Source organism: Bradyrhizobium sp. USDA 4011, from assembly GCF_054063415.1.
The window spans coordinates 49,535-63,807 of record NZ_JBSSGG010000001.1; the positions used below are offsets into that span (position 1 = coordinate 49,535).

A 14,273-nucleotide genomic window follows, 5' to 3' on the forward strand; every position below is an offset into this window, starting at 1 on the left:
GGTATGCGCTGAATAACCTGCTTGACGTGATCGGCCGTAATCCGCCGCGTGCATCAAATTGCCGCGGTGAATTCGCATGCCGTGGACGCCACAGGAAATCCTTCTGGTCGAAACGCATCCGCGCATCGTTCCAGCGACCGTTGCACGCGTGAAAATTGACAATGCGGTAAGGCGTTACAAATGCGTTGGTGGGATGGGTGAGCCCACTGATCATGATGACCGGCGTTCCCGACGCCCGTGCAAGCCACGACAGGCCGCTCGACAGACCAATGAAAAAGTCACCACGACTGGCGCGGCGTCAGTCGAACGCTCAACGATGACATTGGGATGTTCCGGCAAATGGTCCGCCGGGCGCTTCAGCGCAATCGCCGGCGCGACGCTAATCGCATTCACGAAAAACCCCCGTACTGAAATACAAAGCAACTGCTCGAAATGTGAGAAAAAACTAGGCGAGATTGACAACCTCGTCAACGAAACCTTGGCGAGTACCCCTTCGGGGCTGCTCCGGAATCGCAGGAACAAAACAACATACAACGATGAACAGCATCCCAGCGCCGCACCAGCTTGCCTCGGGCGAAGTCTGCTCTGACGATCGCGGTGGCAGCCCTAAGAAATCCAATGATCTGTTCGGGGCCGCTTTCACCGCGGGTGTTGGACGCGACTGCGCTGCCGCAGGCGCCTCGGCTGTTGTTGCAGTCGTTTGAGTTGTACTGAAACCTACCGTTCTTGATCGTCGTGTCGCTGGTGCTGCCGCTTGCGGTTGAGCCGCCGTCAAGTGTCAGTCGGCCGCCATTGATCGTCGTGGTGTCGATCGCGATTCCGACTCCCAATAAGTCTGCATAAGTCTGCCCGGCAACTCGGAGGCCGAAACCTCACGCCGCCTTTTTGCTTTCCGCGAGACCCGCGAGCTGGCGGAGGATCTCGGTGGTGCCGGCGAGCCGCTCTTCCGGCGTCTCCCAGTCCTGGAAGAACACCACCTTCATGTCCGGCCGCACCTTGGCGGCCTGGCCGTGCTGGCGGATGAACATCACGAGCCGCTCCGGATGCGCAAAGCTGTTGTCGCGGAACGCGATCACGGCGCCCTTCGGGCCGGCATCGACCTTCCCGACATTGGCCCTGCGGCAGTAGGCCTTGATCGCTGCGACCTTGAACAGGTAGCGCACCTCGTCCGGCAGCACGCCGAAGCGATCGCGCATCTCGGCGGCGAAGGCGTCGATCTCGTCGTCGGTCTCGAGATCGGCGAGGCGGCGATAGAGCGACAGCCGCACGCTGAGATCGTTGACGTAGTCCTCGGGAATCAGCACCGGCATGCCGATCGTGATCTGCGGCGACCAGCGGTCGGCGGCGGGTTCGGCGACGCCGGCCTTGAGGTTGATGATCGCCTCCTCCAGCATCGACTGGTACAGTTCGAAGCCGACTTCCTTGATGTGGCCGGACTGCTCCTCGCCGAGCAGATTGCCGGCACCGCGGATGTCGAGATCGTGCGAGGCGAGCTGGAAGCCCGCGCCGAGCGTCTCCAGCGACTGCAACACCTTCAGCCGCCGCTCCGCCTGCGCCGTGATCTTCTGCTGCGCCGGCAGCGCGAACAGCGCATAGGCGCGCAGCTTCGATCGCCCGACACGGCCGCGCAGCTGGTAGAGCTGGGCGAGACCGAACATGTCGGCGCGGTGCACGATCAGCGTGTTGGCATTCGGGATGTCGAGACCGGACTCCACGATCGTGGTCGAGAGCAGGATGTCGTATTTGCCGTCGTAGAACGCGGACATGATGTCCTCGATCACGGTCGGCGGCATCTGACCGTGGGCGACCGCGACCTTCATCTCCGGCACGTTCTTGTCGAGGAAATCCTTGACGCCGGCGAGATCCTCGATCCGCGGCACAACATAGAACGCCTGCCCGCCACGGTAGCGCTCGCGCAGCAGCGCCTCGCGGATCATCAGGGGATCATGCGGCGCCACGAAGGTGCGCACCGCTAGGCGATCGACCGGCGGCGAGGCAATGATCGAGAGCTCCCGCACGCCGGTCAAAGCCAGTTGCAGCGTGCGCGGAATCGGGGTTGCCGACAGCGTCAGCACATGGACCTGGGCGCGCAGCTGCTTCAGCCGCTCCTTGTGGCTGACGCCGAAGTGCTGCTCCTCGTCGACGATCAAGAGGCCGAGATCCTTGAACTTGATGGCCTTGCCGAGCAGCGCATGGGTACCGACGACGATGTCGACGCTGCCGTCGGTGAGCCCCTTCTTGACCTGGTTCAACTCCTTGGTCGACACCAGCCGCGACGCCTGCGCCACGTTGACCGGGAAGCCGCGGAACCGCTCGGTGAAGGTGCGCGAGTGCTGCCGCGCCAGCAGCGTGGTCGGCACCACGACCGCGACCTGGCGGCCTTCGAGCGCCACGGCGAACGCCGCGCGAAGCGCCACCTCGGTCTTGCCGAAGCCGACGTCGCCACAGATCAGGCGGTCCATCGGGCGGCCGATTTCGAGGTCCTTCAAGGTCGAGTTGATGGCCCCTAACTGATCTTCGGTCTCCTCATAGGGGAAGCGCGCGCAGAACTCGTCATAGACGTGCGGCTGCAACGGGAATTTCGGCGCCTCGTGCAGCTGCCGCTCGGCCGCGATCTTGATCAATTCGCCGGCGATTTCGCGGATGCGGTTCTTCAGCTTCGCCTTGCGCGCCTGCCAGCCGCCGCCGCCGAGACGGTCGAGCTCGACATTGGCGCTGTCGGAGCCGTAGCGCGACAGCAGCTCGATGTTCTCGACCGGCAGGAATAGCTTGGTCTCCGCGGCATAATGCAGTTCGAGACAGTCATGCGGCGCGCCGGAGACTTCCAGCGTCTGCAGCCCGACGAAGCGGCCGATGCCGTGCTCGACATGGACCACGAGATCGCCAGTCGCAAGGCTCGTCACCTCGGAGATGAAATTGTCGAGCTTGCGGCTCGCCTTGCGCGGCCGCACCAGGCGGTCGCCGAGAATGTCCTGCTCGCTGATGACGGCGAATTCGTCGGTCTCGAAGCCGGACTCCATGCCGAGCACCGCCAGCATGGTCTCGTTGCGCGGGGTCGCCTGCACGATCCGCCAGGTGTTGACGCTGGTCGCGTTGAGCAGCTTGTGGTCACGCAACATCGCGCCCATGCGGTCGCGCGAGCCCTCGCTCCACAGCGCGACGATGACCTTCTTGCGCTGCGACTGCAACGTACCGATATGGCCGACGACGGCCTCGAACACGTTGACATTGCCGTCGGCGCGCTCCGGCGCGAAATTGCGGCCCTGCCGTGCGCCTGCGTCGAACACGTCGGGCGAACCTTCCGGCACGGCGAACGGCGTTAGCCGCGCCAGCGGTGTCTCGCCGAGCAGCCGGGTCCATTCGGCCTCGGACAGATAGAGCTTGTCCGGCGGCAACGGCTTGTAGATCGCACCGCTGCCCGGATGCTCCAGCGCCTCGCGCCGCGCGTCATAGTAGTCGGCAATCTGCGTGAAGCGCTCGCGCGCGGCGTCCTCGCCCTGCGGCTCGATCGCGATCGTTGCGCCGTCGAGATAGTCGAACAGCGTGTCCATCCGCTCCTGGAACAGCGGCAACCAGTGCTCCATTCCGGGATGGCGCCGTCCCTCGGAGACCGCTTCATAGAGCTGATCGTCGCGTCCCGGCGCGCCGAACGCCGCGACATAGCCCATGCGGAAGCGGCGGATGGTTTCGGTCGTGAGCTGGAATTCGGACACCGGCACCAGATCGAGCCCGCGCATGTCGAGCAGCGTGCGCTGGGTCTCGGCATCGAAGGTGCGGATCGACTCGAGAGAGTCGCCGAAGAAGTCGAACCGCACCGGCTGGTCGAGGCCGGCCGGAAACAGATCGAGGATGCCGCCGCGCACGGCATATTCGCCGGGCTCGCGCACCGTGGACGAGCGGGTGTAGCCATTGTGTTCGAGCCACGCGACGACAGAGTCCATCGGCACCACATTGCCGGGCGCAACCGACAGCGCCTGCGCCGCGACCTGATCGCGCGCCGGCACCCGCTGCACGGCGGCGTTCACGGTTGTGAGCACGATCAGCGGCTTGTCGCTGCCGACCAGCCGCGACAGCTTGGCGAGCGCAGTCAGCCGCTGCGCCAGAATGCCGGAATGCGGCGAGACGCGGTCATAGGGCTGGCAGTCCCAGGCTGGAACCTGCATGACAGCGATATCGGGTGCAAAGAATTCCAGCGCGCGGGCGAGCTGCTGCATCCGCGCGCCGTCGCGGCACACCACGGCGAGGCTGACCGCCGGCCGCTTCGGCTGCGCGGCAATGGCGCGCGCCAGGTCGGAGATGACGAGCCCTTCGGCGCCCTCGGCGACGTTGGCGATGGTCAGCACCCGGCCGGGCGCGAGCATCGCGGCCGGCGATTTCATCGGCTGCTTCATGCGCTGGGATCCGCGACCTGGAACGCCTTGATGCGGGCAAACAGCGCGGTGGCATATTCGGCCGCCAGCACCTTGTCGCCAGTCAGTGCAGCGTAGAGGTCGGGATCCGGCACCTCGATCAGATGCTCGAGCTCGCCGATCTCCTGGTCGGAAAGGTCCGCGATGGTCGCATCGGCAAAGCGTCCGAGGATCAGGTCCATCTCCCGGGTGCCGCGATGCCAGCAGCGAAACAAAAGCCGCTTGCGGCGGTCATCGAGCCCGTGGCTCGATCGTGTCGATCCCGTCATGTCCCAAAATCCATCGAACGCCAAAAGCCCGGACGTGCCGGGCGGGGCTTGATATAGCGATGGCGACGGCCGATGTCAGCCCTCTTTCGCCGCGTTTTGGAGATACCTTTCAGGCCAGCCGTTCAGCTGTGCCTTGGACGCGTGCCTTGGGCGCGTGCCTTGGGCGCAGGCCGTCATTGCCGGGCTTGACCCGGCAATCCATCCTCTTTTGAAGATGGATGCGCGGGTCAAGCCCGCGCATGACGTGAGTCGCGTGCAGAGGACACCGATGCGCCCCAGCCTGCTCAATCCGCTGTTTGCCCAGGTCACGACCCTCCAGGGTGTCGGCCCGAAGCAGGACAAGCTGCTGCGCTATCTGCTCGACCGCAGCGAGACACCGCGACTGGTCGATCTGCTGCTGCACCTGCCGGCGAGCGTGATCGATCGGCGCGCACGGCCGAAGATCCGCGACGCCGCGGTCGGAACCATGGTGACGCTCGAGGTCACCGTCGACCGCCATCGTCCGCCGCCACCGCGCAATTCGCGCGCGCCCTACCTCGTCTATGCCAGCGACGACACCGGCGACGTCGTGCTGACCTTCTTCCGCGCCCAGCCCGGCTATGTCGAGAAGCTGCTGCCGGTCGGCGAGAAGCGCTACGTCTCAGGCACGCTGGCGATGTATGACGGCATCCCGCAGATCGTGCATCCCGACCGCGTCGTCGATGAGGCCGGCTTCGCAAAACTCTCCGGCATCGACCCGGTCTATCCGCTGACCGAGGGGCTCGCGATCGGCTCGCTCCGCCGCGCCATCGCGCAGGCGCTGACCAAGCTGCCGGACCTGCCGGAGTGGATCAGCCCCGAGGTGCTGCGCCGTTGCAACTTTCCGCCGATCAGGGAGGCGCTGACCCGCGTCCATGTTCCGGTCGAATTGACCGACATCCTGCCCGATGGTCCGTTCTGGTCGCGGCTCGCGTTCGACGAACTGCTCGCCGGCCAGCTCGCGCTGGCGCTGATCCGCGCCACGCTGCGCCGCCCCGCCGGCGTCCGCAATGCCGGTGACGGCCATCTGCGCAACCGGATCATCGACGCCCTGCCCTATGCGCTGACCAAATCGCAACAGCACGCGGTCGCGGCAATCATCGCGGACCTGCAACAGCCGGTGCGGATGCTGCGCCTCGTGCAGGGCGATGTCGGCTCCGGCAAAACCGTGGTGGCGCTGCTGGCGGCGGCCGCCGTCACTGAGGCCGGCAAGCAGGCCGCGCTGATGGCGCCGACCGAAATTCTGGCGCGCCAGCACATCAAGACCATCGCGCCGCTCGCGGAGAGTGCCGGCATGCGCGTCGCCATCCTCACCGGTCGCGAGAAGGGCAAGGAGCGCCGCGAGCTGCTGGCGCGGCTCGAGGCCGGCGAGATCGACCTTTTGGTCGGCACCCACGCGCTGATCCAGGACGACGTGATCTACAAGGCGCTGGCGCTCGCCGTGGTCGACGAGCAGCATCGCTTCGGCGTACGCGAGCGTCTCGCACTGACCTCCAAGGGCGAGGCCGTCGACGTGCTGGTGCTGAGCGCCACGCCGATCCCGCGCACGCTGGTGCTGACCTATTTCGGCGACATGGACGTCTCGGAGCTGCGCGAAAAGCCCGCCGGCCGGCAGCCGATCGACACCCGCGCGGTGCCGATGAGCCGGATCGAGGACGTCATGGACGGCGTCGGCCGCGCGCTCGGCGCGGGCAAGCTGGTCTACTGGATCTGCCCGCTGGTCGATGAATCCGAAGCCGAGGGTACCGAGCACCTCACCAACGCGACCGAGCGTTTCGAGAGCCTGCAGAAGCGGTTCGGCGATCGCGTTGGCCTGGTGCACGGCCAGATGAAGGGCACAGAGAAGGATCGCGTGATGGCGCAATTTGCCGCGCACGAGATCGGGCTCCTGGTCGCAACCACGGTGGTCGAGGTCGGCGTCGATGTCCCGGCGGCGACCATCATGGTGATCGAGAACGCCGAACGTTTTGGTCTTGCGCAATTGCACCAGCTGCGCGGCCGGATCGGCCGTGGCTCGGAGGCCTCGACCTGCCTTTTGCTGTACAAGGAGCCGCTCGGCGAGATGTCGAAGGCGCGGCTCAAGGTGATCCGCGAGACCACCGACGGCTTCCGGATCGCCGAAGAAGATCTGAAGCTGCGCGGCGAAGGCGACGTGCTCGGCATCCGCCAGAGCGGCCTGCCCGGCTATCGCATCGCGCGCTCCGAGGTGCACGGCCAGCTCATCGCCCAGGCCCGCGACGAGGCGCTGCGGATCATGAAGGACGATCCGAAGCTGAAGGGCGAACGCGGCGAAGCGCTGCGCTGCCTGCTCTATCTCTATGAGCGCGACGAAGCCGTGCCGCTGATCGGCGCGGGGTGATTCAACGCGACAGACGCCGCCATCCGTCCCGTCATCCTGAGGAGCGCAAAGCGCGTCTCGAAGGATCGACGGCCACCAGCGGGGCCGATTCATCCTTCGAGACGCGCGCAAGAGCGCGCTCCTCAGAGCGTGTGAATTTTTCCTGTTTTAGACTGCCGATGTAGCCGGTTCGGTCGGGATGTGATTCTCTGCACGGAGCGAGTTGCGGGGGATGGAAGATGGCCGGGGACAAGCTGTTCGGAGAACTGCCTGAGCGGTCGAAGCCGCAAACTGATGGGGCGCCGTTGGGCTCGCCGCGGCTGCGCGAACCGAAGCGCGATCAAGTTGAGCTGCGAGCGGTCGATATCGAGAGCCTCATTGGGGAGGGTCATCCGGCGCGGGTGATCTGGTCCTATGTCGAAGGTCTCGACCTGAGCGAGCTTGAGGATCGGATCAAGGCCCGGGGCCACAGGCCTGGTCATCCGGCGACCTCGCCGCGACTTTTGTTGGCGCTGTGGCTCTATGCGACCAGCGAGGGGGTGGGGAGTGCCCGGGCTCTGGAGCGGCTGTGCGAGAGCCACGATGTCTATCGCTGGCTGTGCGGCGGGGTGTCGGTGAATTATCACTCGCTGGCGGACTTCCGGGTCGGATATGCCGATTTGCTCGACCGGCTGCTGGCAGAACATCTGGCGGCGCTGGCCGAAGTCGGCTTAGTCGATCTCGACACGCTGGCGCAGGATGGCGTGCGGATTCGGGCGAGCGCCGGAGCAGCCTCGTTCCGGCGCCAGGCAACCCTCGACCGGCATCTGGGGGTGGCGCAGGGGGTCGTGGAGGAACTCAAGCGAGAGGTCGATGCGCGCTCCGACGCGAGCAACCAGCGCATCAAGGCGGCCAAGGAGCGCGCAGCACGTGAGCGCGCGCAGCGGCTGAAGGCGGCACAGGCAGCGCTTGAGGAGATCAAGCGCCAGCGTCAAGCGCGCGCGGAAGAGCGCAACAACGGCAAGACGCCCAAGGAGCCGCGCGCCTCCACCACGGACCCACAGGCGCGCGTCATGAAGATGGCCGATGGCGGCTTCCGCCCGGGGTACAATTTGCAAGTGGCAAGCGTGGCCGGAGAGCAGATCGTCGTCGGGTTCGAGATCACCAATGCCGGCTCAGACCGCGGCCTCATGCGGCCGATGCTCGAGCGGACGCGCGTGCGGATTGGTCGTCTTCCGGGGCGCCATCTCGTCGACGGCGGCTTTAGCAGCGCCCACGACATCGAATGGGCGCACAGCCAGGGAGTTGAGGTCTTCTGTCCACCGACACAATCCAAGCACGGCACCGATCCCTCCCTGCCGCGGCGCGGGGATGGCCCGGGTGTCCTGGCTTGGCGGGCTCGGATGGCTAGCGAGGCCGGCAAGGCTCAGTACAAGCTTCGCTCGATCTGCGAATGCATCCATGCCCGCTGGCGAAACTGGAACCTGCGGCAACTGACCGTGCGCGGCATCGAAAAGGTCCGCGCTGTCGTGCTCTGGTACGCACTCGCCAACAACATCCTGCAAGGCCATCAAATCTGAAGCTTCGGCTATCCCGCCAACACACCAGAAATTGGCGAAACAAAAAGATTCACAAGCTGTCAGGATGACGGTGCGATAGCGCGATCGTACGGCTGGACACGCCGCATGGGCGCACCAGCCCCTACTCCACCTTCGCCGGCGCGGGCTGAGTGGCCGGCAGCAACGAGGCCTGGTTGGCGACGCGCGCGGCGTTGGCCATGCCGGCGAGCGCCGCGGCGCGCTGCTTCTGGTCGTTGGCGCCCGGCTGCACCACGCCGGCCGACATGATCAGGGTCGCGGCGTCCTCGGTGCTCATCTCGATCTCGATGATCTTGCTCCTCGGCACGTAGAAGAAGAAGCCGGTGGTCGGGTTCGGCGCGCACGGCAGGAACACCGAGATGTGCTCCTCCTCGCCGGGCAAGCTGGCCGCGAGCTCGGCGCTCGGCGCCTGCGAGATCAGCACGATCGACCACATCCCGGGCGAGGGAAACTCGACCAGGCCGACGCGGCGGAAGCTCGAGCCGTTGCCGGAGAACAGCGTCTCGAACACCTGCTTCAGGCCGCGATAGATCGCGCGCACCGCGGGGATCCGTCCGAGCAGCCGCTCGCCGAGATCGACCAGGGTCCGCCCGATCAGGTTGGCGGTGAGGAAGCCGAGCAGCGTCAGCGCAATGACGGCGACGATCAGACCGGAGCCGGGCAGCCCGAACGGCAGATACGTCTCCGGCCGGTAGGCGGTGGGCACGAACGGCCGGACCAGATTGTCGACCCAGTTCACGAACCACCAGGTCAGATAGAAGGTGATCGCGATCGGCCCGGCCACCACTAGGCCGGTCAGGAAATAGTTGCGGAACCGCGCCATCAGCCCGCGGGGAGCGTCCGGGGGCAGTTCACCTGGCGCGGGGGGAGGCACTTTGTTGGACGTCATTGCTGTTCCAGATCGTCGAAGCGGCCGTCCTCACCAGCATGATCCGGAAAGTGCGCCGCGGATTTCCGAAAAGATCGTGCATAAACAAAAGGCTAGCGCGAGATGATGATCCTGCCCCGAACTTCGGCACGCAGGACCTCTGAGCTAAGCCATTCTAGCAGGTTTTTGAAGGGCTGCGTGACAGCGTCACTTGCGGCTATTCGACCGTAACCGATTTGGCCAGATTGCGGGGCTGATCGACGTCGGTGCCCATCACCACGGCGGTATGATAGGCGAGCAGCTGCACCGGAACAGCATAGACCATCGGCGCGAAGGTCGCCCCCATGTCCGGCATCACGATCGTCACCAGCGACTGGATGGTCGCCTCCGCGGCGCCCTTGGCGTCGGTCATCAGGATGATTTTGCCGCCGCGGGCGGCGACCTCCTGCATGTTGGAGACGGTCTTCTCGAACACCTTGTCATAGGGCGCGATCACCACGACCGGCATGTGCTCGTCGATCAGCGCGATCGGCCCGTGCTTGAGCTCGCCGGCGGCATAGCCCTCGGCATGGATGTAGGAGATTTCCTTCAGCTTCAGCGCGCCTTCCAGCGCCAGCGGATAGCTGGTGCCGCGGCCGAGATAGAGCACGTCGCGCGACTTCGAGATCTCGCGCGCCAGCTTCTCGATCTGCGGCTCTGACGTGAGCGCCTCCGACATCAGCCGCGGGATCTCGACCAGGCCATGCACCAGCTTGGCCTCGTCGGCATCGGACAGCTCGCCGCGCGCCTTGCCGGCGGCAACCGCGAGCGACGCCAGCACCATCAGCTGGCAGGTGAACGCCTTGGTCGAGGCGACGCCGATCTCGGGACCGGCAAGCGTCTGCAGCACGGTCTCGCTTTCGCGCGCGATCGTCGAGGTCGGCACGTTGACGACCGAGAGCGTGTGCGCGCCCTGCGCCTTGGCGTAGCGCAGCGCCGCCAGCGTGTCCGCGGTCTCGCCGGACTGCGAGATGAAGATCGCAAGGTCGCCCTTGCGCAGCGGGGCCTCGCGGTAGCGGAATTCGGAGGCGACATCGAGCTCGACCGGAACGCGTGCCAGCCGCTCCAGCCAGTATTTTGCGACAAAGCCGGCATAGCTCGCGGTGCCGCAGGCCGTGATCGAGATGCGCTGGATATCCTTGAAGTCGAACGGCAGCTTGACCGGCAGGTCGACGCGCTCGGTCGCCATGTCGACATAACGCGCAAGCGTGTGCCCGACCACTTCGGGCTGCTCGTGGATCTCCTTCGCCATGAAGTGGCGATAATTGGCCTTGTCGACCAAAGCCGTTGCGGTCGTGTGCTTGATCGCCTCGCGGTGGACGATCGCGTTGTCCTTGTCGAAGATCGTCGCGCCCTTGCGGGTCAGCACCACCCAGTCGCCGTCCTCGAGATAGCTGATCGTATCGGTGAACGGCCCGAGCGCGATTGCGTCCGACCCGAGATACATCTCGCCCTCGCCATGGCCGACCGCGAGCGGCGGGCCGTTGCGGGCGCCGATCATCAGATCGTCCTCGCCGGCGAAGATGAAGCCGATCGCGAAGGCGCCGCGCAGCTGCGACAGCACCGCCCTCACCGCCTCGACCGGCGCGACGCCCCCCTTGAGCAGATTGTCGACCAGATGCACCACGACCTCGGTGTCGGTCTCGGTCGAAAATACCGCGCCCTTGTGCTCGAGTTCCTCGCGCAGCTCGCGGAAATTCTCGATGATGCCGTTATGCACCACGGCGACGCGTTCGGTGGCGTGCGGATGCGCGTTGTTCTCGGTCGGCCTGCCGTGGGTGGCCCAGCGGGTGTGGCCGATGCCGGTGTGGCCGCCGAGCGGCTTTGCCTCCAGCAGGGCCTCGAGATTCTTCAGCTTGCCCTCGGCGCGGCGCCGCGCCAGGCCGCCGTTCTCCAGCGTGGCGACACCCGCGGAATCATAGCCGCGGTACTCCAGGCGCTTGAGCGAATCCACCAGTTGCTCCGCGACCGGAGCGCGTCCAAGAATGCCGACGATGCCGCACATGCGGTTCAATGTCCCCAATAATCGCCGAAAATTTGCCAAAGCGGCGACACGGTCCCTTAACGGGAATCGCCGGCCGCAAGATACTCAATAATTATTGCCGATTGCGACAGTCTTAAACGGCAAGGTGGATGCGAAAGGCTGGTTAATCGTGGCTAACTACTTTGGCAAGAGCGCGTCATCCGGCGGCGGCCGACGAAACAGAAAGACAGCGCCCCAAAACATCTTTCCGCTGAACATCGATACGAAGCCGTGCGGCCGCAGGCCGACGTGAAAACTCCACCGGCAAACACCTCAGATCACGTCAACGCAGCATTAACGGCCTTCGGAGAGGGTGCCGCCGCCGGAGGTACCCCGATGCAAGCCACGCACGACCGTGAAACGCAGTGCCTCGATGTGCTGGCGGAACTCGACATCCTCGATACGCGGCGCGAACTCGCGCTGGTCGTGCTGTATTTCTATCTCGGCTGGAAGGTGGTCGGCGGCATGCTGTGGCAGCGTATCCTCGGTGCGCGGTAGCGTTGCACCGCATTGCGGCCGACGTCCCCAAATCACAGAAAATTTGCCGGCTCCGCGGCACGCTCCCTTAACGGAGCATCGCCGGTCGTGGCGCTACATCTTCGCCGCAACCGGGCTTGGGCCAGAAAATGACACGGCGACCTGCCAGCGCCAGGTCCACGGAGATCGCGAAAGCCAATCACCCAGAAAGGTCGCCAATGACTGATGTCGCAGCTTCCGGCACGCCCACCTTCGAGGTCGAAACCGACGCGTCCAGGCGCTACTGGCACAACAGCAGCCACAACACGCTGCCGCCGCCGGACATGATGGGCGTCTACATGCGCAACCGTCCGGTGCCAAAGAGGCCGGTCGAAGCCCGCAAGGCCTGGATCATCGGCAGCGGCATCGCGGGACTTGCTGCGGCCTTCTACATGATCCGCGACGGCGGCATGAAGGGCGAGGACATTACCATCCTCGACACGATGCACATCGAGGGCGGTTCGCTCGACGGCGCCGGCGATCCCGAGAACGGTTACATCATCCGCGGCGGCCGCGAGATGAACTGGAACTACGACAATCTCTGGGACATGTTCCAGGACGTGCAGGCGCTCGAATTGCCCGAAGGATACAGCGTTCTCGACGAATACCGGCTCGTCAACGACAACGATCCGAACTTCTCCAAGGCGCGGCTGATGCACAGGCGCGGCCAGATCCGCGACTTCTCGACGCTCGGCCTGTCGAAGCCGCAGCAATGGGAGCTCATCCGCCTGCTCCTGAAGCGCAAGGAGGATCTCGACGACATCACCATCGAGCAATATTTCAGCCCGGGCTTCCTCGAGACCAATTTCTGGTTCCCCTGGCGCTCGATGTTTGCCTTCGAGAACTGGCACAGCCTGCTCGAAATGAAGCTCTACATGCATCGCTTCCTCGATGCAATCGACGGGCTGACCGACATGTCGGCGCTGATCTTTCCGAAGTACAACCAGTTCGACAGCTTCGTCCGTCCGCTGGTGACCCATCTGCGCGAACGCGGCGTCAAGGTGCAGTTCGATACGCGCGTCCACGATCTCGACATCAAGGTCGAGGGCGATGCCCGCACGGTGACCGCGATCCACGCCAAGGTGGGCGGCGTCGACGCCAGGATTCCGATCGGTCCGAAAGGCCTGGTCTTTGCACTCACGGGATCGATGACCGAAGGCACCGCCTATGGCGACATGGACCACGCCCCGGTTCTTGCGCGCGGCAAGCATGATCCGGGCGAAGCCAGCGACTGGACGCTGTGGACGAACCTGGCGAAGAAATCGCCGATCTTTGGCAAGCCCGAAAAATTCTACGGCAATGTCGACAAGTCGATGTGGGAGTCGGTCACCCTCACCTGCAGGCCGTCGCCCTTCGTCGACCGGCTGAAGGAGCTTTCGGTCAACGATCCCTATTCCGGCAAGACGGTCACCGGCGGGATCATCACCTTCACCGACTCCAATTGGGTGCTCAGCTTCACCTGCAACCGGCAGCCGCACTTTCCGACCCAGCCCAAGGACGTCCTGGTCGTCTGGGTCTATGCGTTGCTGATGGACAAGGAGGGCAACTACGTCAAGAAGCCGATGCCGGCCTGCACCGGCCGCGAAATCCTGGCGGAGCTTTGCTATCACCTCGGCATCGAGGACAAGCTGGACGCCGTGGTGGCGAACACCAAGGCCCGCCTCGCCTTGATGCCCTACATCACCGCGATGTTCATGCCCCGCGCGGCCGGCGACCGTCCGCATCCGGTCCCCGCGGGCTGCACCAATCTGGGGCTGATGGGCCAGTTCGTGGAAACCTCGAACGACATCATCTTCACAATGGACAGCTCGGTCCGCACAGCGCGGGTCGCGGTGTACACGCTGCTCAAACTCCCCAAGCAGGTGCCCGACATCAGCCCCACGCAATATGATATCCGCACCATCCTGAAGGGGGGCGCGCGCCCTGAACAACGACGAACCATTCCCGGGTGAACGCCTGCTGCACCGGGTGCTCGACAAGACGTACTACGCCCACATTCTTCCGCCATTGCCCGAACCCGACTCCACGCGACGCGGCAGTGTGGAGCGCGAACTGGCGGGGCTTCTCGGCAAGGGCGATCAGGCGCTCGGCGCCGTGATCGGCTGGCTGGAACGAATTCGAGAGAGCATCACGACCCGCAAGGGTTAGCGCATGCCGTCACAAGCGTGCTGCGTCCGCGTTGATCGCAACACCGGCGTCGAATCCCTGCCGGACGC

8 protein-coding genes and 1 pseudogene are annotated in these 14,273 nt (G+C 65.1%); 5 read left to right on the forward strand and 4 right to left on the reverse strand.

Going from position 1 to position 14,273, the window contains the following annotated elements:
- Positions 1-76 precede the first annotated feature (76 nt).
- On the forward strand, positions 77-589 hold the full coding sequence (locus ACVW1C_RS00190) for a hypothetical protein (protein ID WP_456756645.1): 513 nt from the start codon (positions 77-79) through the stop codon (positions 587-589).
- A gap of 283 nt (positions 590-872) precedes the next feature.
- Here ACVW1C_RS00190 and mfd read toward each other — a convergent pair whose 3' ends face one another.
- Positions 873-4,391 carry a transcription-repair coupling factor gene (mfd, locus tag ACVW1C_RS00195; protein WP_456756646.1) on the reverse strand — a complete coding sequence of 1,173 codons (3,519 nt, stop codon included), beginning with the start codon at positions 4,389-4,391 and terminating at the stop codon, positions 873-875.
- Positions 4,388-4,678, reverse strand: coding sequence for an FAD assembly factor SdhE (locus ACVW1C_RS00200; RefSeq protein ID WP_176531287.1), 291 nt, complete (start codon positions 4,676-4,678; stop codon positions 4,388-4,390). The genes mfd and ACVW1C_RS00200 overlap by 4 nt, the downstream gene beginning before the upstream one ends.
- Positions 4,679-4,946: 268 nt before the next feature.
- Between ACVW1C_RS00200 and recG the strand changes: the two genes are divergently transcribed.
- Entirely contained in the window at positions 4,947-7,055 is a 2,109-nt protein-coding gene (gene recG / locus ACVW1C_RS00205; RefSeq protein ID WP_456756647.1) for an ATP-dependent DNA helicase RecG, read from the forward strand.
- A gap of 218 nt (positions 7,056-7,273) precedes the next feature.
- A complete protein-coding gene (locus tag ACVW1C_RS00210) occupies positions 7,274-8,593 on the forward strand; it encodes an IS1182 family transposase (RefSeq protein WP_456756648.1) in 1,320 nt (439 codons plus the stop codon).
- 121 nt (positions 8,594-8,714) lie between these two features.
- Here the strand turns inward: ACVW1C_RS00210 and ACVW1C_RS00215 are convergent, their stop codons facing one another.
- Both ACVW1C_RS00215 and glmS read right to left on the reverse strand, forming a co-directional pair.
- The gene (locus tag ACVW1C_RS00215; RefSeq protein WP_456756649.1) at positions 8,715-9,500 is read right to left on the reverse strand and encodes a DUF502 domain-containing protein; all 786 of its coding nucleotides are present in this window, start codon (positions 9,498-9,500) and stop codon (positions 8,715-8,717) included.
- A 196-nt stretch (positions 9,501-9,696) separates the two neighbouring features.
- On the reverse strand, positions 9,697-11,523 hold the full coding sequence (glmS, locus tag ACVW1C_RS00220) for a glutamine--fructose-6-phosphate transaminase (isomerizing) (RefSeq protein ID WP_456756650.1): 1,827 nt from the start codon (positions 11,521-11,523) through the stop codon (positions 9,697-9,699).
- A 354-nt stretch (positions 11,524-11,877) separates the two neighbouring features.
- On the opposite strand from glmS, the gene ACVW1C_RS00225 reads away from it, so the two are divergent.
- On the forward strand, positions 11,878-12,039 hold the full coding sequence (locus tag ACVW1C_RS00225) for a hypothetical protein (protein ID WP_456756651.1): 162 nt from the start codon (positions 11,878-11,880) through the stop codon (positions 12,037-12,039).
- 197 nt (positions 12,040-12,236) lie between these two features.
- Positions 12,237-14,205: pseudogene (locus tag ACVW1C_RS00230) on the forward strand (oleate hydratase).
- The last annotated feature ends 68 nt before the right edge of the window (positions 14,206-14,273 follow it).